This is a genomic window from Sphingomonas vulcanisoli, assembly GCF_011761305.1.
In the GTDB taxonomy this organism is placed as follows: domain Bacteria; phylum Pseudomonadota; class Alphaproteobacteria; order Sphingomonadales; family Sphingomonadaceae; genus Sphingomonas_I; species Sphingomonas_I vulcanisoli.
Window position 1 is genome coordinate 25771 of the sequence record NZ_JAAOZC010000002.1, and the last position, 24395, is coordinate 50165.

27 protein-coding genes are annotated in these 24395 nt (G+C 64.1%); all 27 read left to right on the top strand.

The genetic code is table 11. From position 1 onward, the window contains the following. The 27 genes from FHS31_RS16560 (at window position 1) to FHS31_RS04215 (ending at window position 24392) form a co-directional block, all read left to right on the top strand. Window positions 1-135, top strand: a complete 135-nt coding sequence (locus tag FHS31_RS16560) for a hypothetical protein (protein WP_279587875.1) — start codon at window positions 1-3, stop codon at window positions 133-135. Window positions 136-143: 8 nt separating this feature from the next. Continuing rightward, window positions 144-386 (top strand): hypothetical protein, encoded by a 243-nt coding sequence (locus FHS31_RS04090; RefSeq protein ID WP_167072108.1) that lies wholly within the window; start codon window positions 144-146, stop codon window positions 384-386. Window positions 387-530: 144 nt separating this feature from the next. Continuing rightward, a complete protein-coding gene (locus FHS31_RS04095; protein ID WP_167072109.1) occupies window positions 531-1169 on the top strand; it encodes a hypothetical protein in 639 nt (212 codons plus the stop codon). Next, on the top strand, window positions 1102-3261 hold the full coding sequence (locus tag FHS31_RS04100; protein ID WP_208408560.1) for a phage terminase large subunit family protein: 2160 nt from the start codon (window positions 1102-1104) through the stop codon (window positions 3259-3261). Before FHS31_RS04095 ends, FHS31_RS04100 begins: the two co-directional genes overlap by 68 nt. Window positions 3262-3273: 12 nt before the next feature. Continuing rightward, window positions 3274-3537 (top strand): gpW family head-tail joining protein, encoded by a 264-nt coding sequence (gene gpW, locus FHS31_RS04105; RefSeq protein ID WP_167072110.1) that lies wholly within the window; start codon window positions 3274-3276, stop codon window positions 3535-3537. Continuing rightward, the gene (locus tag FHS31_RS04110; RefSeq protein WP_167072111.1) at window positions 3537-5225 is read left to right on the top strand and encodes a phage portal protein; all 1689 of its coding nucleotides are present in this window, start codon (window positions 3537-3539) and stop codon (window positions 5223-5225) included. The genes gpW and FHS31_RS04110 overlap by 1 nt, the downstream gene beginning before the upstream one ends. Then, window positions 5225-5545, top strand: coding sequence for a hypothetical protein (locus FHS31_RS04115; protein ID WP_167072112.1), 321 nt, complete (start codon window positions 5225-5227; stop codon window positions 5543-5545). The genes FHS31_RS04110 and FHS31_RS04115 overlap by 1 nt, the downstream gene beginning before the upstream one ends. After that, window positions 5542-6411, top strand: coding sequence for a S49 family peptidase (locus FHS31_RS04120; protein ID WP_167072113.1), 870 nt, complete (start codon window positions 5542-5544; stop codon window positions 6409-6411). Before FHS31_RS04115 ends, FHS31_RS04120 begins: the two co-directional genes overlap by 4 nt. 69 nt (window positions 6412-6480) lie before the next feature. Further along, window positions 6481-7221 (top strand): hypothetical protein, encoded by a 741-nt coding sequence (locus FHS31_RS04125; RefSeq protein ID WP_167072114.1) that lies wholly within the window; start codon window positions 6481-6483, stop codon window positions 7219-7221. A 68-nt stretch (window positions 7222-7289) separates the two neighbouring features. Then, window positions 7290-7952: a head decoration protein gene (locus FHS31_RS04130; protein WP_167072115.1), complete on the top strand. Its 663-nt coding sequence runs from the start codon at window positions 7290-7292 to the stop codon at window positions 7950-7952. A 124-nt stretch (window positions 7953-8076) separates the two neighbouring features. Continuing rightward, window positions 8077-9108 carry a major capsid protein gene (locus FHS31_RS04135; RefSeq protein ID WP_167072116.1) on the top strand — a complete coding sequence of 344 codons (1032 nt, stop codon included), beginning with the start codon at window positions 8077-8079 and terminating at the stop codon, window positions 9106-9108. Between the two features lie 48 nt (window positions 9109-9156). Then, window positions 9157-9477, top strand: a complete 321-nt coding sequence (locus FHS31_RS04140; protein ID WP_167072117.1) for a head-tail joining protein — start codon at window positions 9157-9159, stop codon at window positions 9475-9477. Beyond that, window positions 9474-10040, top strand: a complete 567-nt coding sequence (locus tag FHS31_RS04145) for an ATP-binding protein (protein WP_167072118.1) — start codon at window positions 9474-9476, stop codon at window positions 10038-10040. The genes FHS31_RS04140 and FHS31_RS04145 overlap by 4 nt, the downstream gene beginning before the upstream one ends. An 8-nt stretch (window positions 10041-10048) precedes the next feature. Further along, window positions 10049-10270, top strand: a complete 222-nt coding sequence (locus FHS31_RS04150) for a DUF2635 domain-containing protein (protein ID WP_167072119.1) — start codon at window positions 10049-10051, stop codon at window positions 10268-10270. After that, window positions 10267-11754: a phage tail sheath C-terminal domain-containing protein gene (locus FHS31_RS04155; protein WP_167072120.1), complete on the top strand. Its 1488-nt coding sequence runs from the start codon at window positions 10267-10269 to the stop codon at window positions 11752-11754. Before FHS31_RS04150 ends, FHS31_RS04155 begins: the two co-directional genes overlap by 4 nt. 12 nt (window positions 11755-11766) lie before the next feature. After that, the gene (locus FHS31_RS04160; RefSeq protein WP_167072121.1) at window positions 11767-12135 is read left to right on the top strand and encodes a phage tail tube protein; all 369 of its coding nucleotides are present in this window, start codon (window positions 11767-11769) and stop codon (window positions 12133-12135) included. A gap of 1 nt (window position 12136) precedes the next feature. Then, window positions 12137-12496: a phage tail assembly protein gene (locus FHS31_RS04165; protein WP_167072122.1), complete on the top strand. Its 360-nt coding sequence runs from the start codon at window positions 12137-12139 to the stop codon at window positions 12494-12496. A gap of 138 nt (window positions 12497-12634) precedes the next feature. Then, window positions 12635-14281 (top strand): glycoside hydrolase family 73 protein, encoded by a 1647-nt coding sequence (locus FHS31_RS04170; protein ID WP_167072123.1) that lies wholly within the window; start codon window positions 12635-12637, stop codon window positions 14279-14281. 2 nt (window positions 14282-14283) lie between these two features. Then, window positions 14284-15603 (top strand): DNA circularization protein, encoded by a 1320-nt coding sequence (locus FHS31_RS04175; RefSeq protein ID WP_167072124.1) that lies wholly within the window; start codon window positions 14284-14286, stop codon window positions 15601-15603. After that, window positions 15600-16670, top strand: coding sequence for a phage baseplate assembly protein (locus tag FHS31_RS04180; protein ID WP_167072125.1), 1071 nt, complete (start codon window positions 15600-15602; stop codon window positions 16668-16670). Before FHS31_RS04175 ends, FHS31_RS04180 begins: the two co-directional genes overlap by 4 nt. After that, on the top strand, window positions 16667-17215 hold the full coding sequence (locus FHS31_RS04185; RefSeq protein ID WP_167072126.1) for a phage baseplate assembly protein domain-containing protein: 549 nt from the start codon (window positions 16667-16669) through the stop codon (window positions 17213-17215). Before FHS31_RS04180 ends, FHS31_RS04185 begins: the two co-directional genes overlap by 4 nt. 8 nt (window positions 17216-17223) lie before the next feature. Continuing rightward, a complete protein-coding gene (locus tag FHS31_RS04190; RefSeq protein ID WP_167072127.1) occupies window positions 17224-17760 on the top strand; it encodes a phage GP46 family protein in 537 nt (178 codons plus the stop codon). Beyond that, window positions 17760-18899 carry a baseplate J/gp47 family protein gene (locus FHS31_RS04195; protein ID WP_167072128.1) on the top strand — a complete coding sequence of 380 codons (1140 nt, stop codon included), beginning with the start codon at window positions 17760-17762 and terminating at the stop codon, window positions 18897-18899. Before FHS31_RS04190 ends, FHS31_RS04195 begins: the two co-directional genes overlap by 1 nt. Next, window positions 18896-19504, top strand: coding sequence for a YmfQ family protein (locus tag FHS31_RS04200; protein ID WP_167072129.1), 609 nt, complete (start codon window positions 18896-18898; stop codon window positions 19502-19504). The genes FHS31_RS04195 and FHS31_RS04200 overlap by 4 nt, the downstream gene beginning before the upstream one ends. Before the next feature lie 12 nt (window positions 19505-19516). After that, window positions 19517-20065: a gp53-like domain-containing protein gene (locus FHS31_RS04205; protein ID WP_167072130.1), complete on the top strand. Its 549-nt coding sequence runs from the start codon at window positions 19517-19519 to the stop codon at window positions 20063-20065. A 60-nt stretch (window positions 20066-20125) separates the two neighbouring features. After that, window positions 20126-22918, top strand: coding sequence for a tail fiber domain-containing protein (locus FHS31_RS04210; RefSeq protein ID WP_167072131.1), 2793 nt, complete (start codon window positions 20126-20128; stop codon window positions 22916-22918). A gap of 28 nt (window positions 22919-22946) precedes the next feature. Then, window positions 22947-24392: a hypothetical protein gene (locus FHS31_RS04215; protein WP_167072132.1), complete on the top strand. Its 1446-nt coding sequence runs from the start codon at window positions 22947-22949 to the stop codon at window positions 24390-24392. Window positions 24393-24395: the final 3 nt, after the last annotated feature.

Sequence of the window (24395 nt, forward strand, 5' to 3'; positions counted from 1 at the left end):
ATGCCGACATACAGCGCCTTCCTGACGGACAGCCCATTCGAACTGTTCTTCGACCTGGTCGGCTGCTGCCTGATCGTCATGTTCTCCGTCGATGTTGCCGACGACATCGCCACCATCCGCAATTTCTTCCGCTGAGGCATCCCATGATCCCCTGGTTTCTCGTGTCGTTCGTCCGTTTCGTCTGCAGCTTCTTCGGCGCGCGCGTTTACGCCGTTAGCGTGATCGGTGGCTGGGGTGCAGCCTCGCTCCGCTTCCACCGAGAGCGTCCTGCCGATCCGGAAATGGAGGCGATGATCGCCGATCTGGCCATCAGCCAACGCCATTCCGCTGGCGACGGCCAGCCGAGCGGCTGGGCCCGCGCGCAGCGGCGGCCCGCCATCAGCTGACCCCACCCCCCCTTCTTTATGGGTCCTTCCAGCCCCCTTCCGAGCCGTGGGTATTGCGCGACCCCGACGTCTGGTCAGCTACGGGTCTGAAAAGGTGGTTGCGGGGGCGCAACCGGTTGCGGGGTAGGGGTAACAATGCCGCTAGTGTCGCTCACCGCGTACGCCGCGTCGCATAACGCTTCGCGACAGGCGGCGGGAAAGTGGAAAGCACGGGGAGCCCTCGTTTTTTCCGGCGATCTCGTCGACGTGGACGCATCTGACCAGCGCATGCGGGATACCGGCCTCGGCCGCTTCAAGCAGGCTGCCGCGGACGCGCAACCGGCCCCCGCAACCGGCCCCCGAAACCGAAAGCGGGTTGCGCCGGAACTGGCGGCCGCGGTTGACGAGGCGGTTGCAGATCTGAAGGGCGCCGCCGATGAAGGCGAGATCGACGAAGAGATCGCCGGCGGCTTCATCGAGCAGCTGCTTGCGGGTCAATTCCGTTCGAAGGTCGAAGCGGCCGCGATCAAGGAGAATGCCCTCGCGCTGAAGCACCTGCTTGTCGCGCAAAAAGAGGCCGGCAAGCTCGTCGAGATTGAGATCGCCGAACAGGTGATCTTCGACGATCGCCGCTCTGCCCGGGATGCCTGGCAAGCCTGGCCAGGCCGGTTCGCGCCGTTGCTCGCCGCCGATCTCGATATCGATGGCGCGAAGCTGGCGGAGGCGCTGAAGTCGTATGTCCACCAGCAGCTTGATGAGCTCGGCGAGCCCGATCTCGACTTTAGCAGCACCGACGAAGACTGACCGTCTCCGGCGCGCCGGGCGCCGAGGCTGGACACCACCTCCCCGTATCTCCCTGCCTGAGTGGGCAGATCGATTCCGCGTGCTGGCAAAGGAGGCCGGCAGTACTTCCGGCAAATACCGCACCGGTCGTGTAGAGATTGCGCGCGGCCCCATGCTCGCTTTCACCGAGCCTGGGGTTCGCAAGATCTCGGCGATGGTGGCGACGCAGCTGCTCAAGTCGACGCTGATTGAGAACATCATGGGCTATCACGCCCATCTCGATCCGTGCCCGATGCTCATCGTGCAGCCGAAGGACACAGCCGCTCTCCAATTCTCGAAGGAGCGCGTCGCACCCTTCATCAAGGCGACGCCGGCGCTCCGTGGCCTGATCGGCTCCTCCAAGACGCGCGCCGCTGGCGACACGGTCGACTACAAAGCCTTTCCCGGGGGCTTCCTTGGCATCGTTGGCGCCGGCAGCCCGGACAACCTCGCCAGGCGGCCGATCCGGATCATCCTCTTCGACGAGGTCGACAAATATCTGCCGCTGAAGGAGGGCGATCCGCTCCTGATCGGGGCCGAACGTCTCGCCACGTTCGAATCCAACTCGCTCGACGTCGCGGTCTGTTCGCCGACCATCACCGGCGAGAGCAAGATCGAGGCGCGATACAGCCAGTCCGACCAGCGCCGGGCCTCTGTCTCCTGCCCGGACTGTGGGCACCGCCAGTTTCTCGACTTCTTCAAGCATATCCACTGGGATCGTGGCGCCGACGGGAAAACGCACAAGCCGGAGACGGCGCGTATCTATTGTGAGGCCTGCGGCGTCGGCTGGTCGGAAGGCCAACGGCTCCGCGCGCTGGGCACGATCCGCTGGCACCAGACCCGTAATTTCGAATGCTGTGGGGATCTGCAGAACCCGCTGGAGGCTTATTCCGCCAGCTACGATATCGATGCTGCCAACGGTGTCAGCGCCGTCGATCGCGTGTGGGACTGGTGGGCATCGAACCGGCACGCGGTGTATCGCGCAAAATGCCGGCACTGCTCGGCCTGGGCGGTGCCTAACGAGCATGCGGGCTTCCAGGCCTCGAAGCTCTACAGCCCCTGGGCGAATGACGCGCCGCCCAAGATGGCCGCGAAGTGGCTGGCGGCGGTTGACGAGGACGGTAAGCTAACTTTCTACAATACCCAGCTCGCGCTGACCTATCGCAAGAACACCGGTAAACAGATCGACGGCGACACATTGCTCGCCCGTCGCGAGATCTGGGATGCCGTCGTTCCCGATGGTGTCGCGAAGATCACTGCCGGCGTCGACGTCCAGGACTATCGCGTCGAGATTGAGATCGTCGGCTGGGGCCGCGACGAGGAAAGCTGGTCGATCGACCATGAGGTCATCGATGGCGAATTCTCTTCGCCGGAAACCCGGGCGGCGCTCGACGCCTATCTGCAACGCAAATGGCAGCGCGCGGACGGACGCATCTTCGCGATCGGCGCGGCCTGCATCGATTCCGGCGGCCATCACACCACTGCCGTATATGATTTCTCCAAAGCCAACCTCGGCCGCCAGATCTGGGCCATCAAGGGCGAGAGCGCCCAGACCGGTCAGCGCAACCCCGTCTGGCCGACGAAGCGACCGAGCACGCGATCGAAGAAGACCTATCGTCCGACGGTAATCGGCGTGAACGCGGCCAAGGACACGATCCTGCTCAGCTACCTTCCCCGGGAGAAGTCGGGCCCAGGCTACATGCACTTCAACGTCGATCGTGACGCGGGCTATTTCGCCCAGCTCACTGCCGAGCGGATCGAGATCAAGGAACGCGGCGGGCACAGATACCGCGTTTGGACGCTTCCGACCGGGCGCGCCAACGAAGCGCTCGATCTCCGCGTCTATGCTTATGCAGCCCTCCATGGGCTGATGCACCGCGGCTTCAAACTCAACCGGGAAGCGGAGCGCGTGAATGGCTCGCCGCGCGGGGAGCCCGATACTGCTGATGTGACGGCTGCCGCGGAAGCCTCAGGGCCGTCCGACGGCGACACCGAGCCCGCCAGCGAACAAAGCACAACCCCGCGCCACCGCGCCCGCACCGACCGCCAGCGGATCGGCAGACGCCTCGCCTGACCAGGAGCTTCAATGCGCTACAACCGCAGCAACAGCCTCCTGGCCGGCATGGATACGTCCAGCTTGCAGACGCGCCTGACGCAAATGCAGCAGGACTATTTGGACCTGATGTCCGGCCGAAAGGTCGAGAGCGCCAGCTACACGCAGGGCGACGGTGGGAAGAATGTCAGCTACACGCGCGCCAACTCCGGCGAGCTCGCCATGGCGATCCGCCAGCTGCAGGCTCAACTCGGGATAATCTGCACGCCGCGGCGCGGCATCGGGTTCCGCTTCTGATGCCGCAGCCACCGGCAGTGCTGGATAGCGCGGGGCGTCCGATTGCACCGGCGCAAATCCAGCGCATCCGCGAAAGCGCAGGCCGACCAGGCCGCATGCGATCGCTGCAGGGCGGCGGCGGCGCGGGGAACGCATTTCCTTATGACGCCGCCGATATCCTTTCTTCGGAGCTTGGCGACTGGATTCCGCAGGTTCGATCGCCGGACACGGAGATCAACCTCCACCGCGATCGCATCGCGGCACGCGCGCGGGATCTGCGGCGTAACGATGCCTGGGCGAACGGCGCAATCAGCCGGATTCTCGATTCGACGATCGGCGCGTCCTATCGCTTCGTATCGAAGCCTGACTACCGCGCCCTCGCCCTGTACGCGCGAGGTTTCGATGCGGTCTGGGCCAATGAGTACCGCCAGGCGCTCGAGGCGAAGTGGCGGACCTATTCCGAGGATCTCGGCCACTACAACGACGTCCACCGCCAGCTGACGATTTCGCAGCAATTCCGCCTGGCGCTCGGCCATAAGCTGGTCGATGGCGAGAGCGTGCTGGTCGCGCAGTGGCGCCCGGACCGCATCCGCCCCGGTGGCGCAACCTATGCGACATGCTTCGAAGGCATCGACCCGGATCGCCTTTCGAACCCGAACATGGGCCCGGACACGGCCACCATGCGCAACGGCGTCGAACTCGATGGCGACATGGTGCACGTCGCCTATCACATCCGCCGCGCCCACCAGTTCGACTGGTACAATTCCATCCAGAGTATGGAGTGGGACCGCGTTGAGCGTGAGGATCCCGACGGCTGGCGCCGCGTGTACCATGATTACGATCCCGATCGCTTCGGCCAGAGCCGCGGTATCTCGGTTTTCGCCCCGGCGATCCGCAGCCTCAAGATGCTCTCGCGGCTCTATGGAGTGAAACTACAGGCGGAGAACGTGGCTGCCGCCTTCGGCCTCTACGTCCAGTCGCCGTACGATTTCGAGATGGTGCGCAACGCGCTCGAGAATGAGGACGACGACGAGCAGGCATTTGGCTGGTACCAGGATCTCCGCTCGGAATTCCACAAGGAGCGCCAGGTCGGAATCAAGGGCGCGCACATGGCGTCCCTCGCCCCCGGCGAGGAGATCAAGTCGGTCGCACCAGGCGGCGGCCAAGCCGATATCCGCCCCTTCGCACACGAAATGCTCCGCGCTTTCTCGATGTGCCTCGGCACCTCCGCCGAAGAAATCACCAACGATTATTCCGATGCATCCTGGTCATCGGCCCGTGCCGGCATCACGCAATCGGAAAAGACCTATCACCGCCGGACGGATGAGTTCGATCTGAATACCGCGACGCCGGTGCTCGCCACCTGGCTCGAAGAGCCTTTCGAGCGCAACGAGCTCCCTCTTCCCCGCAACGCCCCCTCCTATCTCGAGATGCGCACCGCCTATGCGCGCGGCCGCTGGCTCGGCGCCGCGCGGGGATGGGTCGATCCCGTTTCTGAACGCCAGGGTGTGGTGCTCGGCCTCGATGCAGGCCTCTCCACCATGGAAGAGGAATGCGCCAAGCAGGGCATGGATTGGGAAGAAAACCTTGAGCAGCGCGCGATCGAATTCAATCGCATGCAGATGCTCGGCCTGCCCCGCCCCGAATGGTTCGGCAACGAATATACCGCGACCGAGGCGTCACAGCCTCCGCAAAAGGCCCAGCCCTGATGTTCATTCATGTGACTCGCGTCGATGCGACGCGTTCGTTGAGCCTCGCGATCGGCGCGATCGCCTATCTCGACAAGGCCCCTGGCGGCTGCGCGCTGCGACTCATCGGCGGTGAAAGCCTGCATGTGCAGGAAACGCCTGAAGAGATTATCGAGATGATGCTGCTCGTGCCTGCGGCCTCGCCGGTGGTCGCGGACCTGATCGATCCGGAGCGCGAGCATGCCGCGATTGACATGATCGAGGATGCCGGCGTCCTTTCGGCAGCCGAAGCGGTCGACCAGCGTGTCGAACTCGCCAAGCCGCGGACACGCCGCAAATGAGCGCCTTCCCCCGCCACCTCGCGGCGCGCCTCTTCAACTCGACCCTGGCGCTTCTGCCGGCGGCCGCGCCGCTAACGCTGCAGCTGCTCGAACGCACGTTGGGCAACGCCGCGCCTGGCGGCCTTGTCGCCAGCGAGGAATGGGGCGGCGGGCGCAAGGACCGCGCCGATCGCGATCGCCCCTATGACGTCGTCGCCGGCGTCGCCATCATCCCGATCAAGGGCGTCCTCATCCAGCGCGTCGGATCATTCTGGTACTACAGCGACCTCTTCGGGGTCTCCGGATACGATCGCATCCGCCTGCAGTTCATGCAGGCCCTGGCCGACGATGAGGTCGATGCGATCGCTCTCGATATCGACAGCCCGGGCGGGGAGGTCGCCGGCTGCTTCGACCTCACCGACACGATTTATCGGGCGCGCGGCATAAAGCCGATCGCAGCCATCCTGGGCGAGAATGCGTTTTCCGCGGCCTACGCCCTCGCCTCCGCAGCCGACCCAGACCGTTTCTGGGTGCCGCGCACTGGCGGCACCGGCTCCGTCGGCGTGATCTACCAGCACCTCAGCATCGCCGGCTGGATGAAGAATAACGGAATTCAGCCGAGTCTCATCACGCGTGGCGCCTTCAAGGGTGAGACGAGCGACGTCATCGAGCTCTCCAAGGGTGCGATCGAGCGCATCCAGGCCGATGTCGACGACTGCGCAGAGATCTTCTTCACAACCGTCGCTCGTAATCGCGGCATGTCCAAACGGGACGTGGCTGCAACCGAGGCTGGCACGTTCCTCGGTTCCCGCGGCGTCGACGCGGGGTTCGCCAACGCCGTCGCCTCCCCCGACCAAGCCTTCCGGGCGCTGCTCAAGCAGCTCTGATCCGCCGGGGCCCGGCCCGGCAGGCTTCGCGCCTATCATGATGGAGTGAATATGAAGACCAGCCGGTTCTTGGCGGGCGCGAGCAACTTCGCGCATTTCGCCGGCCTATCCCGTTCGTCGCGCCGCGCAGCGGAAGACGACAGTCGCGACGAGAACGATCGCGACGACAAGGACGCCTCGGAGGACGACAGCGACGATGAGGATCGCTCGGACGACCAGGCGCGCGGCAAGCGTGGCAAGGGCGCCAAGGGCGGCCGCGGCAGTCGCGCCGAGGATGACGATGACGACAAGGACGCCTCGGAGGACGACGGCGACGATGAGGATCGCTCGGACGACCAGGCGCGCGGCAAGCGTGGCAAGGGCGCCAAGGGCGGCCGCCGCAGTCGCGCCGAGGATGACGATGACGACAAGGACGCCTCGGAGGACGACGGCGAGGACGATTCGGAGGATGATGATGACGACAAGGAGATGAACGGCCGCGGCGCCGCCGCTTCGGCCCGTCGTCGCGAGCAGGCCCGCATCGCGCATATTCTCGGGCACAAGTCCGCCGCGAACAACCTGCCGCTCGCCGTTTCGCTCGCCTGCGAAACGCGCCTGCCGCGCCGCGAAGCCGTCGCGGTCCTGCGAAGCCAGGGCGCCGATCGCAGCGATGATAATCGTGACGATCGTCGTCAGAACCGCCACGCCCGTGGCGATCGCCAGCAGCGCAATGTCGCGCTGGGAAGCGACGCTGACAGCCCCAACGGCAAGCAGGCGGTGTCGACCAGCTGGGCGTCCGCCTTTGCCAAGGTCGGCGTCAAGGCTCGCTGAGCACCCTCTCCACCCACCACATTGCTGCGCGGACATGCCCGCAGCCAGCTTGAGAAAGGAGCCCGCGCATGGGCACTCCCACCAACCCCGTTCTTACCGAACTGCGCCGCGAAGGTGGCTATGTCGTCTGGGATCCCAGCGATGGCATGCTCACGCGTGAGGCAGTCATCCTGCTCTCGGGCAGCGGCCTTTGCACCGCGGGCCTCGTCCTTGCCGCGATCCTGACCGGCACCGCCGCCGCTGCGGCGCTGGGCACCAATACCGGCAACGGCACTTTCGGGGCCATCACCGTCGGCGGCGCCGCTGTCCCGGGCGATTACATCGTCGAATTCGACGATGCGACGCACTTCCTTGTCTCAGCGCCCGGCGGCCAGGAAATCGGCCACGGCACGACCGGCGTAGCCTTCAGCGCCGGCGGGCTTGGCTTCACGATCACGGCCGGCGGCACCGCCTTCGTCGCAGCCGATAGCTTCAAGCTGACGGTCACGGCCACCGCGATGAAATATGTCCCGTTCGATCCCACGGCGACCAACGGCGCTCAGAACCCCGCGGCGATCCTCTGGAGCAGCTACCGGGATGCAACCTCGGCCGATCGGCGCGCGGTCGCCAATGTTCGCGGCCCAATGAAGGTGCAGGCGGCTGAGCTGATCTGGGGCGCGAACGTCACCACGACACCGCAGCAGACGGCCGCACTCGCCCAGCTCGCCAAGCTCGGCATCCTCAGCATCTGATCCGGCGCGGCCACGGTCGCGCCAACCCCCTCACCCGAACTGACGAACCGGGCGGCGCCTAGCCGTGCCGGCGTCTCCGGTTGCGCTCCATCCATGGCGCAGCCCCTCGATGGAGCACAATCCCATGTCGATCATCAATATCTTCCGAAACGACGCTTTCTCCGAGGTGGAGCTCACCAGCCAGGTCGAGCGCATCCCGCATCTGCCCCAGACCCTGAGCGATATGGGTCTGTTCACGCCCAACCCGATCCGCACCACCGCACTGGCGGTCGAGGAGCGCAACGGCGTTCTCGCGATCGTGCCGATGAGCCAGCGCGGTCAGCCGACCAATGCCGAGCGCACCACCGAGCGCCGCAAGATGCACTATTTCGACGTGCCGCGCATCTTCAAGGGCGACACGATCTATAGTCACGAGCTGCAAAACGTGCGTGAATTCGGCCAGGAGACCGTCTTCATGCAGATTCAGGCGGAAGTCGCACGCCGCCTCGCTGGCCCGACCGGCATCCTCAGCCACCTCGATTACACCGAGGAATATCAGATGCTCGCGGCCGTTCAGGGCATGCTGCTCGATGCCGACGGCAGCGTCTGGTTCAATTGGTTCGACGAGTTCGAATTCGTCGCGGCCGACGAGATCGCGTTCAATCTGACCGCGAACACCGAATATACGCTGCTGCCGATCATCAACAACCTGACGCGCTCGATGGCGCGCTCGGCGCAGGGCGCCTTCACCACCATGACCTCGGTCGTGGCGCTGTGCGGTGACGATTTTTACGACAAGTTCACCAATCATATCGACGTGCAGAAGACCTTCAAGAACTGGTCGGACGCCGCACAGCTGCGCGAAAATGGCGCCTTCCAGACCTTCAAGTTCGGCGGCGTCGAATGGCTCAACTATCGCGGCTCGGACGACAACACGACGATCAAGATCCCGAACGACAAGGTGAAGTTCTTCCCGAAAAACGCCCCCGGCGTTTTCGAGAAAGCGATGGCGCCGGGTGAGAGCTTCGAGTGGATTAACACGCCCGGCAAGGAGCGTTACGTGGTGCCGATCTTCGACCGCGATCGTAATAGCTGGTGGCGGATGGAAGCCTACGAATATCCGCTATTCATTTGCAAGCGCCCCGAGACGCTGCGCACCGGCCGCATCGGCGCGTAAGCCTTCTCAATGTCGATCGATTGGGACGCCCTCGTTCTAGCGCCAGCCATGGCAATCTTCGGCGAGGGCGATACTACGGTCGAATCAAGCCTACCGCTCTATACCCCTCAGCAGGGCGCGGCGTTCGCACTGGCGGACGCCGTGTTCGATCCCGCCTATCTCCACACGACGATCGACGGGGATGGCGAGCCAGCTACCACACGACGCCCCGTCCTGGGCGTCCGCCAGACGCTGTTCGGCGATCGCCTACCAGCACAAAGCGATATGGTCGCAATCCGCTCGGGGCCCGATGCGGGCCGCTATATCGTTAAGGACGTCCAGCCTGACGGTCACGGCCACATCCTGCTGATCCTTATGGGGCCGCTATGAGCAGCTCGCTGGATCTGCTGGGCCTGACCGTCGCAGCGCTGCTTGGCCCGCAGGCGACAGCAGATCCACCTTTCTACGCGACGGATGCTGGAGCCGGCGTCGCCTCGCCTGGTGACTGGCCGACGCAACAGGATCAATATCCCCGGATAAAGGTCTTCGTTTTCGGCGAGACCAAGACATCCGGCGGGCGCGGCGGCATCAATTTCACGGTCGTCACCACGATCAGGGTCATCGGCGAGGTATCCAAACCCGTCCAGATCAACGACGGGGGCGCCGGCGCGGCCATGGCGGCGCTGGGCGCTCTAAACGCGCAGATCGAGTGCGCGGTGATCAACAGCTATCCCCTAACTGGCCAACTGCAGCAGTTTCCGTCGATCCGATCTCAGCTCGCGTTCAATGCAGATGGCGCAACCCACCTCGCCGGTATCCATATCGACATCGATATGGAGCATTTCCAGAGTGAGGAAGACTTTGCGCCGATCGCCAGCTCCGATCTCAATGAGCTGGACTTCGCAAGCACCGCCGCGCCGCCGACCGGCTTCATCGTTAACCTCAACCCGTAGGAGCGCGCATGCGCATCGTTGCTGTACCCGGCTGTCTGATCCGGGATCCCGAGACGCGTCGCATCGTCGGCGAAGAAGCCCTCACCGTCGATCCCACCAATCTTTATTGGGCGCGCTTGCTTGCGGACGGTGACGTCGCGGAGGCTTCTGACATCGGCGCTGAAAGCGATGCCGAGGAAGCCCCTGTCGTCTCGGCCAAGTCCGCCCCCGCCAAGGAACCTAAAGCATGACGAGCGCGATTCCCTTCCAGCATCTCCCAAGCAACATCCGGGCGCCGCTATTCTATGCCGAGCTGGATAACAGCCAGGCCAATACCTCGGCGCAGACCCAGCGGACGCTGATCGTCGGGCAGATGCTGACCGCCGGATCGGCCTCGCCCGGCGTTCCGGTTCAGGCCATGAGCGTCGCGGCGGCCAAGGCGCTCGGCGGCGTGGGCTCGATCATCGCCGGGATGGCAGCCGCCTATCGGGCGAGCGATCCGACCGGCGAGGTGTGGCTGCTCCCGCTCCTCGATGACGGATCGGCGGCGGCAGCTACCGGCAGCGTAGCCCTGACCGGCACCACGGCCGTCACGGGCACGGTATCGCTCTACATTGCGGGTCAGCCGCTTTCCGTTGCGATTGCTTCTGGCCAGACTGCGGCGCAGGCGGCCACGACGATCGGCGCCGCGATCACCGCTGCTGCCGACATGCCCGTCACCGCCTCGGTATCATCGGGCACGATAACGCTGACCGCGAAGAACAAGGGTTTCGTTGGTAACGATATCGATATTCGCCTTAATTATCAGGGCAGCGCCGCCGGCGAATTCCTCCCCGCGGGCCTCTCGGCAACCGTTACGGCGATGAGCGGAGGATCGGTCAATCCTTCGCTGACGCAACCGCTCGTCAACCTGCAGGACATGTCGTTCGACTTCATCGTCATGTCGCTGAACGACACGACCTCGACGGCTGCGATGAAGGCTTTCCTTGGAGAGGTTTCGGGGCGCTGGTCGCCGCTGCAGCAGCTGTATGGCGGCACGTTCTATGGCCTGCGCGGCACGTCGGGGACCGCAGCCGCATGGGGCGCAGCGCTGAACGACCAGCATGCCGTTGTGCTTCCCGCCTACGATAGCCCGAGCCCCAGCTGGGTTTGGGCGGCAGACCTGGCCGGCACCGCGGCGATGAGTCTCCGCGCCGACCCTGCCCTGCCGCTGCAGTATCTGACGCTCTCGACCGTGCTGTCGCCACCGATAGCCTCCCGCTGGCCTCTCGTCCTGCGCAATCAGATGCTCTATTCGGGCTGCTCGACCTATACCGTGGATGCGAACGGCTCGGTCACGATCGAGAACATCGTCACCACCTATGTAACGAACGGGCAGGGACAGGCCGACAATAGCTATCTGGAGGTCGAAACGCTCTACACGCTGGCTTATGCGCTGCGTTTCATGCGTGCGCGCGTCCAGGCGAACTATTCACGCAAGAAGCTGGCGGCCGACGGCACCCGACTTATCCCCGGCACCAATGTCGTAACCCCGTCCACGATCCGCGCCGACATCATCGCAGCCTACCGCGAACTCGAAGCGGCTGGGATCACCCAGCAGAGCGATGTCTTCTCCGCCAATCTCGTCGTTCAGCAGAACGTGCAGAACCCGAACCGGGTCGACGTGCTCTGGCCCGCCATTCTGGTCGATCAGCTGCGTGTTTTCGCGCTGCTCGCCCAGTTCCGCCTATCGTAAGGAGCCGCCATTATGGCCGATTCACAGCGCCTCGCCGGCACCGCTTATGTCGCGGTGAACGGCCAATCTTATTCGATCGTAGGCCAGGGCACTTATCAGGTCAGTGGCTCCAGCCGCGAACCCTTAAACGGCCAGGACGGCTTTCACGGCTATTCTGAAACGCAGCGTCCGGGCAAGATCAGCTGGCAGGGGCGCGACGGCAGCGCCACCAAGATCGCCGCTCTAAACGATACTTCGAACGCGACAGTCACGCTGGCCCTCGCCAATGGCAAGACGATCATCGCCCGCAACGCGACCCGCATGGGCGAGCCGCTTGCGGTCAATTCGGAGGATGCCACCTTCGAGGTGGAATTCATCAGCCCGGATGTGACGGAGAACTGATATGGCAAAGCTCGGTCTCGATGCCGCCATCCACGCCCTCGCTACCGCTGTCGACGCCGGCGAGGCGATTACACCTGAGATGGGGCAGACCCTCCGCGAGCTCCTCGGTGGTGTTGAGCCGCCGGAGGCGCTCCGGATCGAGTTCCGCAAGCCGATCGAGTTCGCCGGCAGCAGCTATACCGGCATCGACCTGCGCGAGCCGACGGCAGCGGAGATGCTGCAATGGGATAAGCTAGGCGGCACCGAGGCCGATATTCGCGCCGTCGCGATCGTATCCGGTATGCCCGAGCCCGCCGTTAAGCAGATGGGCGGCCGCGATCTGCTCAAGGCAGGAAGGTATCTCGGCGCTTTTTTGGCCTGAGGCCGCCTGACTGGCGGCAGCGCCTGATCCATCTTGGCCGCATATTCGGAAAGCTGCCCGATGAAGTGGCAATGCGTCCCTGGTCGCTCTTGAACGCATGGATCGACTGGTCCGAATTCTAGCTGGGAGGCGATCGATATGAGCGCTTCCAACGCGAAATTCGGCATCGCGATCACCGCGGACGATCAAACCGCAAAGGGTGTTAAGTCGGCCGAGAAGCGCCTTGGCACCATTCCGAAACACCTATCCTCGGTCAACAAGCGGTCCGCCAAGGAACTACAGGACACCGCCTCGCGCAGCTCGCGCGGAGTCCTGCGCACTTTCGGACAGGTCGAGCAGGCCAGCGCGCGCATATTCGGCGGGCGCTCGGTCACATCCGGGCTGAGCAACCGCCTGGGCGCTGTCCGCGAGGCGGCCTCGGCTGCCGGCGGCGGCATGGGCGAGGCCGCGGCGGCGGGCGGAGTGCTCGAGGGCGCGCTCGGCGCGGTAGGTGTCGCGGGTGCGGCGACTGTCGGCGTGCTGGCGGCGGCGGGGTATGCGGCGTTCAAGTTGGCGGACGGGTGGGCCAAGGGCGCGGCGTCGATCGGGCGTACGGCCGATATCATCGGCGTGGCCTCCAAGGCTTTGCAGGAATTCAACGCTGCCGCGGAACGCCAGGGCGTCGATAAGGGGACGGCCACCAGCGCGGTGGGCGGGCTATCGCAGACCCTTAACGATGCCCGCTATGGTCGAAATAACGATGCGGTCGCGTTGCTGAGCCGTCTCGGCATCAAGATGCAGCTCAACTCGGACGGAACGGTCAATACGGGCGCAATGCTCCCGACGATCTCCGATGCGATCGCGCGGCAGAACAGTTCGGGTCGGCGCACGGCGGCCCGCATCCTCGGTATCCCGGAGACGGCCTTGCCTGCGTTCACGCAGGGCGGCCCCGCGCTCACCGCCAGCATGAAGGATGCTGAAAGCACTGCCAATATACTTACACCCGGCGAGATCGAGACGGCGAAGCGCATTCAGGGCAAAGAAGCGACCGTTTCTCAAATGGCCGAGCGAGGCATTGCACGCGCCGGAGCGGCGACGGCCTCGGCCGGTGAAGGTGCGCTCGATGCGACTATAAGTGGTGGACGCAGTATCATTTCAGGGACCGAGAACTTCAGCGGCGTAGTGAAGCACGCATTTGCGCCGGCTGCAGCCGAAATCAAGCAGGGTGGTGCTGCTATCGAGCGCGCTGCGACCAAGTTCGCGACCGGCATCAGCCAGATGGCCATCGGCGCGGCGCAGGCGGCCGAGCTGAGGCGCGGTATCCCGGCCGCTATCTCGCTGAGCCAGTACGGTGTTGAAAGCGGTTGGGGCCGCCACATGCCCGCGGGCTCGAACAACCCGTTCGGAATCAAGGCACTTCCCGGCCAGCCCTTCGTGATGGCCCGCACCCGCGAGGTCGATCGGGCTGGCCGATCTTACTACATCAACGCGAAATTTCGAAAGTTTGCCTCGCTCGATGAGGCTTTCGACGAGCATGCAAGGCTTCTTCAGGGGCGGCGCTACGCTCGAGCACGTGCCGCCGGCAGCGACGACGGCTTCGCTGACGCCCTAACCGGCGTGTACGCTACCGACCCGCATTATGGCACTGCCCTGAAGCGCCAGATCCATTCCAAGAACCTAGGGCAATACGACCATATTCCGGTCAAGGTTGAGATCGATGCACGCGGCCTCCCCCCAGGCACGAAGATTAAGACGACTGCCGGGCACGGGTCAGCTCCGGCGGTCAGCCATGCGATGGTGAATTAAGCATGAGCCTCCTCGCCAACGGCCTGCTCCCGGCATCATTCCGTGGCGCTCCCTTCGCTGTCGAGCAAGACGAGACAGGCGGCGGCCGGCGCATCGCGTTGCATACCTATCCCGGCCGAGACGTACCCTGGGCCGAGGACATGGGTCGGGCACCTCGTGTCTTTAGGTTTCGCGGCTTCATCGTCGATGGCGATGTGGTCTTTCTCGGTGGCCCGATCCAGCTGCAACGCCTGCTCTTGCTCGCGGCGTTGGAAAAGGCGGGTCCGGGGACTTTAACGCACCCATCGCTCGGCGTTTTGAACGTCTCCGTACGCAACTTCAGCATGGGGCAGGACCTCGGCGCCGGGCGCATGTCGCGCGTTGACGTGGAATTCGTCGAGAGCGGCAAGAAGTCGTTTCCGTCGCTACTGAGCTCCGGATCGGGTCTGCTCAGTGCGGCGACTCTCAGCAAAGTCGCCCTGGCGGTCGACCTCGTCCGTGCCGCTGTTCTGGCGTCGGGCGCACTTGGACAGAATTCCGATTCTGCGGCGACCAGCGCGGTGTTGGCGGATCAGATTTCTGCGGCGGCGACCGATGCCACATCGCTGATCAAGCTCACCGCCTTCCTGCCCGGCGACAATGGGCGCTACGCGGCGGGCGCGAACAGCGGCTATCTTGCCAGCAACAGCTACGCCGGCAGCACGGACATCGCATCGCTGATTGCCGATGCCTCTGCTAGGCGCGTGGCCGTTGGCGCCGCAGCCGCGGCGGTGCAGTCGGCCATCGAGACGGTGGGCGAGACGACGACATATAGCGACATCGCGGGGGCCATTTCGGCGCTGGTCGACGCTCTCTTGGCTGCTTGCGCCGACCCTGCGGACGCTATTCGGCTGCTGACCGGGTTGCTGGCCTTCGATCCCACGATCAGCGAGGCGCAAAGCGCGACCGGTGGGGCGATTGTGACGGCATTCCGGCGAGCGGTAGGCACGGCGCTCGCCAAAGCGGGCGGCCTTTACCAGCCAAGCAGCTACGAGGACGCATTCAATATTCTCACAACAATCAGCGCGACACTCGATGACCTCGCAACCGCCGCAGCGGATAATGGTGACGATGCCAGCTTCAATGCGCTCCGGGCACTCCGCGTACAGTCTGTTCAGGATCTTCGCGCGCGCGGCGCTCAACTCGCTCGGGTGCGGATCTTCGCCGTAGCGATGCCCTCGCCTGCCCTCCATCTGGCACAGCGCTTTTATGGGGACGCGGCGCGCGCTGATCAGCTGATCGCCGAGACCAAGGCGCAGCACCCGCTTTTCTTGCCGACCACCATGACCGCTCTCGCGGCATGACCGACGATCTCACTCTGACCGCTAACGGTCGGACGCTCTCCGGTTGGGAGGACATTTCCGTTCGCCTTCTGGCTGAAGGCTTTCCGCCGAGTTTTGACATCAACCTTTCGTCACGAGACCCGGCGACGGGCGCCTCGGAAATCGTAAGACCGGGCGATGCGTGCCAGGTCGCGCTCGGCGGGGACACGGTCATCACAGGCTATATCGATCGCGTTGCGGTCAGCGTCGGGCCAGAAGCGCATGTCATCCGGGTCCAAGGGCGCGGCAAGACACAGGATCTGGTCGATTGCGCGGCAGAATGGCCCGGTGGCCAGATTTCGGGCGCCAACGCACTGGAAATCGCGACAAAGCTCGCCAGCGCTTATGGCGTCAATGTCGTAATGGCGGCGGGCGCGGACCCGGGCCCACAGGTGCCACAATTTCTCCTGACCTATGGAGAAACCGGCGCCGACATCATTCAGCGGGTTTGCCGCGCCGCAGGTCTTCTCGCCTATGAGGACGGCAAAGGCCGGCTTGTGCTCGGTCGGGTCGGAGCGTCGACGGCGGCGAGCGGGATCGTCTACGGCGGGAATGCCGAGGCGGCGACTGTTCAGCTATCGATGGACCAGCGATATTCCGAATACGTCTGCGCCCTGCTTTCGCAGGATCTTCTACTCGACATCGGCGGCGCGGGGTTTTTCTTCGATACGGAGACCGACTCCGGGGTGCCGCGCCACCGCCGGATGTACCTCGTGATGGAGCAGGTCGCTACCGACCCGCAGGCCTTCACCATCAGCAAGGCACGGTGGGAGCGATCGCGCCGCCAAGGACGGGGAACGACGGTCAGCGCGACAGTCGATTCGTGGCGTGATAAAGCCGGAGCATTGTGGATGCCGAACACTTTGGCACCTGTCGCATTGCCCGGCCTTCCAGATGGAAGCTCGCCGCTTTGTATTTCAGAGGTTTCCTTTAGGCGCGGCGAAGATGGCACACACGCAGACCTGCTGTTGCTGCCGCCTACGGCGTTCACGCCTGAGCCGCTCGTTCTCCAGCCAGTAAACCTATCCGATATTGCGCCCTCTCCATGATCGACCGACTTCTTACGCTGCTGCGGGTCGGCCGGCTGAAGCTGGTCGATGATGATGGCGTGATCCAGCGCATGCAGGCTTTCGAAGGTGACCTCGGGGCTTTTGGCGGTCAGCGCATCATCGACAAGGTTCCTTACATCGGTCAGTTCGGCCTGCTCAGCGTCCCTCCCCTGGAAGCGGAATTGCTGCTCGCGGCACCCGCCGGCGACAGGACGCAGACTATCGCGATCGGCTCCAATCACCAACCCTCGCGGCCAACCGGAAACAAGCCCGGCGACAGCGGCCTCTACGATGTGCGTCGCCAGCTGCTCACGCTGGCCGAGGACGGCACCACGATCGACGCGGCCGGATTGCAGGTAACGATCCGCAACGCCTCGAAAGTCAGGATCGAATGCGATTTACTTGAGATTACGGGTGATCTGGTCAGTCGGGCCGATGGCGTGCGCGTGAGCCTGAACGGGCTGAGGGACGCCTATGACGTGCACAAGCATCCGGGCGTCGCCGGCGGCGGCAGTTCGACGGGCACCACCGACCACTCTGTCTAGGGGCTGCCATGGCCGACATTTCGACCATCTGGAGCCCTTCGCAGGGCATCGGCGACTGGTATCTAACGAACGTCGTGGCCGACATCATCATTGATGAGACCGGCTCATCGGTCCTCGACGAGCTAGGTAACGCAATCAACGACGGGCTGCTTGCCGGCGGCGGTGATCTGGTGGTCGGCAACGACCTCGGGACCGCAATTCTAATCAGCCTTTTCACGGACGCGGCCGCCTCCGCAGATGATGCAATCCCGGACACATCCGGCGACCCTCGTGGCTGGTGGGGCGACTTGAGCGAAGATCGACCGATCGGCTCCAAAATATGGCTGCGGATGCGATCGAAGCAAACCGACCTGGTGCTCGCCCAGGTCAAGAATGACATCGAGACGGCCCTACAATGGCTGCTCGACGACGGAATCGCAGCGGCGGTCGATGTTATGACCCAGTGGATGAAGGCCCAGACACTCGGCGCCCGAGTCGTCGTGACCCGCGCCAACGGCACTACGGCCAGTCTTAACTTTTCCTGGGCATGGAAGGAGATCGTCTGATGCCATTTCAGCGCCAGACGCTCTCAGACCTTCGCAAGCAGGTCGCGTCCGATATCGAGGCTGATCTCCCATCATCGGGCGGCCTGCTGCGCTATTCCAACCTTGGCATCATGGGGAATGTCCAGGCAGCCGGGCTGAACGGCCTCTACGGCTATCTCGATTGGATTGCGCTCCAGAGCACGCCATTCACCGCGACCGACGAGTATCTGGAAGCCTGGGCGGCGCTCAAAGGTATCACCCGCAAGCCGGCTTCGCCATCCAAGGGTAGCGCTACGTTCAGCGGCACCAACGGGGCGACCATACCAGCTGGAACGCTCGTGACGCGCGCCGATGGCGTCGCCTTCACGACTCTTGCAGACGCGACGGTCTCGTTAGGCATCGCAACCGCCATGCTCACGGCAGTCGACGCTGGTGCAAATGGAAACGGGTCCGTCGGCGCGGCGGTCACGCTCGGCATCGGTATCGCCAGCATCAGCTCCACCGGCCAGACGGGAACAGCGTTCACCGGCGGCGCGGACGTCGAAGCAGATGATTCTTTGCGGAGCCGGATGCTGCGCCGCTATGCATCACCCCCTCAAGGCGGCGCCCTATCCGACTATGAGGGCTGGGCGCTCGACGTTCCAGGCGTGACACGAGCCTGGGCGCGCGGCAACCTTATGGGTGCCGGCACGGTCACCGTCTATTTCATGATGGACGTGACCGAAGCTACGCACACGGGCTTTCCGCAGGGTAGTAACGGCGTGGCCGTCGATGAGGTTCGGGACACGCCTGCGACTGGCGACCAATTGACCGTTGCGAACGCGCTATACCCGCTCCGTCCGGTGACCGCCCTCGTTTACGCGGTTGCACCAGAGCCCAACATTATCGACATAGCGGTCTCCGGCTTATCCGGCGCGTCCACCGCGACGAAGGGGGCAGTCCAAGCAGCCATCATCGCGTCGCTTCGGTTCAATGCCGTGCCTGGTGGCGAGACGAACATCTCGGTGATCGAACTCGCGATCGCGGCCATCCCGGCCGCCGCCGGATTTGTCATCACGAGCATCACCGCTAGTCACGGCGCCGTCTCGCCAGGCGCGGCGGGCAACATCACGTCGGACCCGGGACACCTCCCCATCCTGGGTACCGTTACCTTCCCATGACGGCGCTCTATTCAGTCGACGACTATGCGGCAGCCCTCGGTGCGCTGATGCCGAGGGGCCGGGTCTGGCCCACCGACCCCGGATCGACGCAAGCCTATGTCCGGCATGCGCTGGCGCGCAGCATGGAGCGTCTCGACGGTGACGCGATTGCGCTTCTCGCGGACATCTTTCCGCCGAGCAGCGTCGATTTGCTCCCCGAATGGGAAGACACGCTGGGACTGCCGGACCCCTGCCTTGGCCCAAATCCTACCATCCAGCAGCGTCAGCAGCAGGTGACGGCCAGGTTTGTCGGCAACGGCGGCCAATCGGCCGCATGGTATATCGCCTTCGCCGCGCTGCTCGGTTTCGTGATCGAAATCACAGAATACGGTCCCTTTCGCGTCGGCGCCGGACGCTGCGGAACGCCACTCGCCGGCGAGCCATGGATCTTCACATGGCTGGTAACGGTGGTGTCCGGCGACAGCAGTGCCGCCGCCGCCGCCTTCAGAGCCGGGATCAGCCGCGCGGGCAATCCGCTAAGCTCGGCCGCTTCCGGCCGCGCCGCTTTGGAATGCGAACTTCGGCGCATCGCGCCTGGACATACGAACATCCTTTTCGCCGCCTGACGGAGCCCCACAATGTATCAGATCGACGTGCCATCTGCGGCCGGCTCTCTACCCGCGCCCGCTGCAGCTGGAACTTCCGGCTATTTCACCGACGGCGATCCCGTCGGCGGTCAGCAGGGAACGATCGTTCCAGCAGATTTCCTGAATTCGGTCATGATGGAGCTGATCGCGGTCGTCATCGCAGGGGGCGGGACGCCGTCGAAGACGATTCGAACGCAGGTCCGGGATGCCATCCTCAACCTGATCCTGGAATCCGTCACCGGCAATCTGGCCGCCAATGGACACATCAAGATTCCCATCGGCACGCAATCGCTGACCATCAACTGGGGCAACGGCACACACGCCGATAGCTCGGGCAATCAGGCAGTTACGTTCGACCAGGCGTTCACAAGCGCGCATCTGTGCTCGTTGGCGACCAACCGCTCAAACGGCGTGCCGACGGTCTCCCATGCCACAGGAAATTACTCGACGACGGGTATGACGATCCATTCGGCGGTGCTCTCGACCGGTGCTGCGGCAGGGTCTGGAACGACGTTCAACTACATCGCGATCGGTCTCTGAGCGGTGTCGATAATCCCATCCTATCCGCGTCCGGGAAGGGCGCTGATAAGTGCTGATCTGTTGCTGGGCTTTGCCAGTGGTGAGACGGTCTCGATCTCCGCTGACGATCTGGGACAGTTCATCCTCGATCAGATCGACGCGGCGATCGTCGAAGGCGCGCTAACCTTCACGCCGTATAATGCGGCAAACCCGTCCGGGTTCGTCTCGCAGGCTGGCGCGCGCGCGGCGCTCTCAGCCGACACGGGGGTTGCGTACAATTCGACGACCGGCAAGATCACGCTGGCGACGCTCGCGGCGGGGACGATCCTCGGCAGGCCCGCTGGGTCAGGGGGTGCGCCCGGCCCGGTCGCGGTTTCGGACGTACTTGGCTTCGAACCCTATGACGCAGCGAACCCCGCTGCCTTTGTGAACGCGGCGGGGGCTTCCGCCGCAGCTCCGGTTCAATCCGTTGCCGGTCGATCAGGCGCCATCACGCTCGAGAAGTCCGACGTCGGACTCAACAATGTCGACAATACCTCCGACGTCAGCAAGCCGATTTCGACCGCCGTCGCCATGGCGTTGGCGGGCAAGCAGTCGACGATCGGCTTCACCCCGGCAAATAAGGCGGGCGACACTGTTTCGGGCGACTGGATGGTCGGCGGCAAGACCATGTTCGGCGCGTCGAGCAACTACATGTCACTCGTAGCGGGTCATGCGACGTGGACGGCATCGCCCGGGGCTTTCGTCACGTATGACGACACCGCAGGAGCGTGGAATTTCGCAGTCGGCAGCACTTTGCTGGTCTCGATCGGTGCGGTCTCGGGAGAAACCTACACCGACTGGACTTTTGGTGGGCGCGCGTACTTCGGCTCGTCTGCCAATTATATGTCGCTTGTCGGAGGGACCAGCCCGACCTGGACGGTGGCATCGGGGTCTGTACTGGCATACGATCCAACGGCGCACGCATGGAACTTCACGATCGGTGGAACCATCAAGGTCTCGATCGGCGCAAGCGGAGGCGAGACGTACACGGATTGGACGTTCGCTGGCCGGACGTTCTTTGGCGCCTCCACCAACTACATGGGCCTGGTAGGCGGGACGAGCCCCACGTGGACCGCCGCGGCCGGTACAGTACTCGCGTATGATCCCGCGGCCGTCGCATGGAATTTCACGCTGGGCAGCGCCGTCAAGTTCTCCATCGGGTCGAGCAACAGCTCCATTTACACCGACCTGAACGTCAACAGCATCACCATGTCGTGGGCGCTCGGCGGCCCATCGCGGCGCATCCAGGCGGGCAAGCTTGGTGGGCTGGAGGCGATCCGATCGGCCTCCGAAAGCGTCGGGCAGGCGGTGTTTGGGCACCCTACGGCGGGCGTAGGCGTCACTGGCTTTTCCTTCTCGAGCTATGGCGGCACCGGCAATCCAGGCTCGGACAGCACCGCAGGCGGCTTTTTCTTCGGAATCGCGGATGGTCCAGTCACTCGAAACGTCCACTCGATCTACGGCGAAGTGACGATCACTGATTCCAGCAGCTATGCGCCGGGCGCCGAGTTCGCAGCCGTCAGCACGTTTGCGGGCCCTAAGACGACTCCGTACAATGCGATCCCGGCAGGCGTTAGTTCATGCACGTGGACGTCGACCGGCCGCAGCGATGTCGCGGGCTCGTCTTTCGTCAGCACGCTCATCACCAGCGTGCCCACGACTGTTGGCATGACGGCGCGCACCGGCTGGGTCATTGCCGACGGGTCACTAGATCCTTCCTATAACGAAGCGCTCTCGTTGGCAGGGCAATATGCGATCAACTGGCGCGATCCCAACGGACCCATCGCCGGCATCTCGGGGCTTCAGGCGAATTTCATCTCGCGCTCGACCAGCAGCGCCTATCCGATAAACTTCCAGCGCTACCATGGCGCGGGGGTCGATACGTCGACCGGCGACGAGCTCGGTCGGCTGAACGGTTTCCAGATCGCAGGCTCGACGCCCTACGCAATCGCCGCTGTGGTGATGCGCAAGGAAGGCAGCACGCGCGGGTCGGGCTATTTCGAGACCGCCAACGATGCGGGAACGGTGCACCGCGCTGGACTCAACATGGAGAACAACACCCTCGGCTTCGATGTCGACGCAGTCATCAACATCGGCAGCCCGTCGAACCGCGCCAACAATATCTATTTGGCGAACAACCCGATCGTCACCTCGGACGAGAGGATCAAGACCGACGTCGGCGACATTCCGGACGCGCTGTGCCGGGCCGTCGCCGCAACCCCGCTGCACGTCTTCAAGTACAAGGCTGCTATTGAGGAAAAGGGCGAGGACGGAGCGCGCTGGAGCACGGGCGTCATTGCCCAGGAACTTGAGGCAGCCCTGACAGCCCAAGGCCTGGACCCGACAAAATACAGCCTCATCGGCTGGGATCCGTGGAAGGAGGATGTCACCGAGATCGTCGAGGTTGAGGAGGATGTTATCGAGATCGTCGAGGTCGAGCATGAATCCTGGGAGATGATCGACGGCAAGCTGACGCAGGTCAAAGCCACCACGACCGAGCCTCGCCCGGTAACCGACTGGGTGCAGGCTCACGACTCGGACGGCAACCCGCTGATGCTACCGGGAAAGCCAGCCCTTCCCGCCTATTACCTTCAGGACGATGAAGGCGAGGCCGTGCTCGTTCGCGAGGCGGTGCCAGCCGTTCCTGCCCAACCCCACCTCATCCCGATCAAACGCCGCCAGACCGTTTCTAAGACGATCACGGTTAGCCAGCAGAAAACGGACGGTGCCGGCCAGCCGATGTTCCTGATGAACGTCCGCTACGAGCAGTTCCTGATCGTGCGCGATGAAGCGCGCCGCCGCGGCTTTCTCGTCGACGTGGCCGCCGCGTAATAACATCCCTACCTTAGGAGCTTTCAACATGAAGATGCTCGCCCGGACAGCGCTTGCGCTGTCCGTTATCTTTGCCTGCGCGCCCGCGCTTGCTGACATTGTGGTACTTCCCCAGGTGAAGAACGCCGCCGGCGCCAACGTGCCGTCATCGGGTGCGGTGTCGGTTGACAGTTCGGGCTCCGAAAAGGGCGTTGCCGGCAATCCAACGCACGTGCAGTGCGACAGCGGCTGTTCCAGCAGTGGCGGATCTTCGACGGCCATAAGCCGAACCCAATTTGTCGCCACGGCGAGCGGCACGGGGTACGGATCCGGCGACCAGATCGAGCACGTTGTTGCCACCAATCCCGCTACAAGTGCGGTAACGGCGGCCTATTGGCTGGATTTGACGTCGGGCATGATCCTCTCGTCTGCGCCCTCGTCGGCAAACTTGGCCGCGCAGCCGGCGACCGAAGCGACGCTCGCCAGCATTGCGGCCAAGCTGAATACGCTTCATTCTGACCTTGCCGCGCCGACCCCGGCCGGCACCAACCTCATAGGCTCGGTCTACCTCGACGGCACCGGTCTCGGCGGTGCTTCCAGTCGGCCGCTCTACATCGCCAGCACCGCGACCGACCCGAGCACGGGAACGAAGCAGGATGCCACCACTGCTGCGGTCGGCGCGACCCAGGCGGCCCCCAACGGCACGCCCGGCACCGGCGCCACGAAGAGCGACCAGGTTGTCGCGCAGGACATGGCGCCCGTCACCACGACGTCGCTCACGTCGACGGGCAACCTGCTCTTCCAGAACATGACTGGCTACGCTGGCATGACGGTGCAGATGACCAGCGTCGGCACCGGCAACACCATTACTGTTGGCGCGTCGAACGACAGCACGACCGGGCTCGACGGCAACTGGACGAATAACGTCTGCTTCCAGTCGCTGGGTGGTGGCGTCACCGCCAGCATCACCGCTGCGCCCATCACGTACTACTGCCCCAGCTATGCGAAGTTCCTTCGCATCAATGTCTCTGTCTATTCGGCGGGAACGGTCAGCGCGACCGGCTTCCTGCGGTCTGTCGTCCCCCTCTCGGCGTCGTCGATTTCCACGACGGTCGGGACTGGCACCAGCACCATCGGCAACGTGCTGCGCAACCTCTACAACGGCGAGGCGGGGAACATCTCGCCGACGCTCGCGGCGAACACGACGGGCACGGGTGGCACGAAGAGCACGGGCGCAGCATCCGGTGTAGCACAGGTTTGGAACCGCTTCGTCTGCTCGGTAGCCAACCTCGTCGGCCCGGTGACGCTGTACCATGACATCAGCATCGACGGCACCAACTGGGGCTTCCTGTCCAGCGTGGCCATCCCCGGCACGACGGGTCAGACCTCGGGCATGGTCAGCGACCTCATCACCACGGCGTACAACCGCTGCCGCGTGGTGAACGGGGGCACCGCGCAGACCGCCATGATCGCCAACTCAGCCTTTGCGGAGTGAACC

Bases quoted from the DNA above. Each gene is read 5' to 3' on its own strand.
- FHS31_RS04215 (WP_167072132.1), top strand. From the start codon at position 22,947: ATGAAGATGCTCGCCCGGACAGCGCTTGCGCTGTCCGTTATCTTTGCC.
- FHS31_RS04145 (WP_167072118.1), top strand. From the start codon at position 9,474: ATGAGCAGCTCGCTGGATCTGCTGGGCCTGACCGTCGCAGCGCTGCTT.
- FHS31_RS04165 (WP_167072122.1), top strand. From the start codon at position 12,137: ATGGCAAAGCTCGGTCTCGATGCCGCCATCCACGCCCTCGCTACCGCT.
- FHS31_RS04140 (WP_167072117.1), top strand. From the start codon at position 9,157: ATGGCAATCTTCGGCGAGGGCGATACTACGGTCGAATCAAGCCTACCG.
- gpW (WP_167072110.1), top strand. From the start codon at position 3,274: ATGCGCTACAACCGCAGCAACAGCCTCCTGGCCGGCATGGATACGTCC.
- FHS31_RS04175 (WP_167072124.1), top strand. From the start codon at position 14,284: ATGAGCCTCCTCGCCAACGGCCTGCTCCCGGCATCATTCCGTGGCGCT.
- FHS31_RS04100 (WP_208408560.1), top strand. From the start codon at position 1,102: ATGTCCACCAGCAGCTTGATGAGCTCGGCGAGCCCGATCTCGACTTTA.
- FHS31_RS04135 (WP_167072116.1), top strand. From the start codon at position 8,077: ATGTCGATCATCAATATCTTCCGAAACGACGCTTTCTCCGAGGTGGAG.
- FHS31_RS04110 (WP_167072111.1), top strand. From the start codon at position 3,537: ATGCCGCAGCCACCGGCAGTGCTGGATAGCGCGGGGCGTCCGATTGCA.
- FHS31_RS04115 (WP_167072112.1), top strand. From the start codon at position 5,225: ATGTTCATTCATGTGACTCGCGTCGATGCGACGCGTTCGTTGAGCCTC.
- FHS31_RS04195 (WP_167072128.1), top strand. From the start codon at position 17,760: ATGCCATTTCAGCGCCAGACGCTCTCAGACCTTCGCAAGCAGGTCGCG.
- FHS31_RS04190 (WP_167072127.1), top strand. From the start codon at position 17,224: ATGGCCGACATTTCGACCATCTGGAGCCCTTCGCAGGGCATCGGCGAC.
- FHS31_RS16560 (WP_279587875.1), top strand. From the start codon at position 1: ATGCCGACATACAGCGCCTTCCTGACGGACAGCCCATTCGAACTGTTC.
- FHS31_RS04200 (WP_167072129.1), top strand. From the start codon at position 18,896: ATGACGGCGCTCTATTCAGTCGACGACTATGCGGCAGCCCTCGGTGCG.
- FHS31_RS04160 (WP_167072121.1), top strand. From the start codon at position 11,767: ATGGCCGATTCACAGCGCCTCGCCGGCACCGCTTATGTCGCGGTGAAC.
- FHS31_RS04150 (WP_167072119.1), top strand. From the start codon at position 10,049: ATGCGCATCGTTGCTGTACCCGGCTGTCTGATCCGGGATCCCGAGACG.
- FHS31_RS04180 (WP_167072125.1), top strand. From the start codon at position 15,600: ATGACCGACGATCTCACTCTGACCGCTAACGGTCGGACGCTCTCCGGT.
- FHS31_RS04120 (WP_167072113.1), top strand. From the start codon at position 5,542: ATGAGCGCCTTCCCCCGCCACCTCGCGGCGCGCCTCTTCAACTCGACC.
- FHS31_RS04090 (WP_167072108.1), top strand. From the start codon at position 144: ATGATCCCCTGGTTTCTCGTGTCGTTCGTCCGTTTCGTCTGCAGCTTC.
- FHS31_RS04205 (WP_167072130.1), top strand. From the start codon at position 19,517: ATGTATCAGATCGACGTGCCATCTGCGGCCGGCTCTCTACCCGCGCCC.
- FHS31_RS04170 (WP_167072123.1), top strand. From the start codon at position 12,635: ATGAGCGCTTCCAACGCGAAATTCGGCATCGCGATCACCGCGGACGAT.
- FHS31_RS04130 (WP_167072115.1), top strand. From the start codon at position 7,290: ATGGGCACTCCCACCAACCCCGTTCTTACCGAACTGCGCCGCGAAGGT.
- FHS31_RS04155 (WP_167072120.1), top strand. From the start codon at position 10,267: ATGACGAGCGCGATTCCCTTCCAGCATCTCCCAAGCAACATCCGGGCG.
- FHS31_RS04185 (WP_167072126.1), top strand. From the start codon at position 16,667: ATGATCGACCGACTTCTTACGCTGCTGCGGGTCGGCCGGCTGAAGCTG.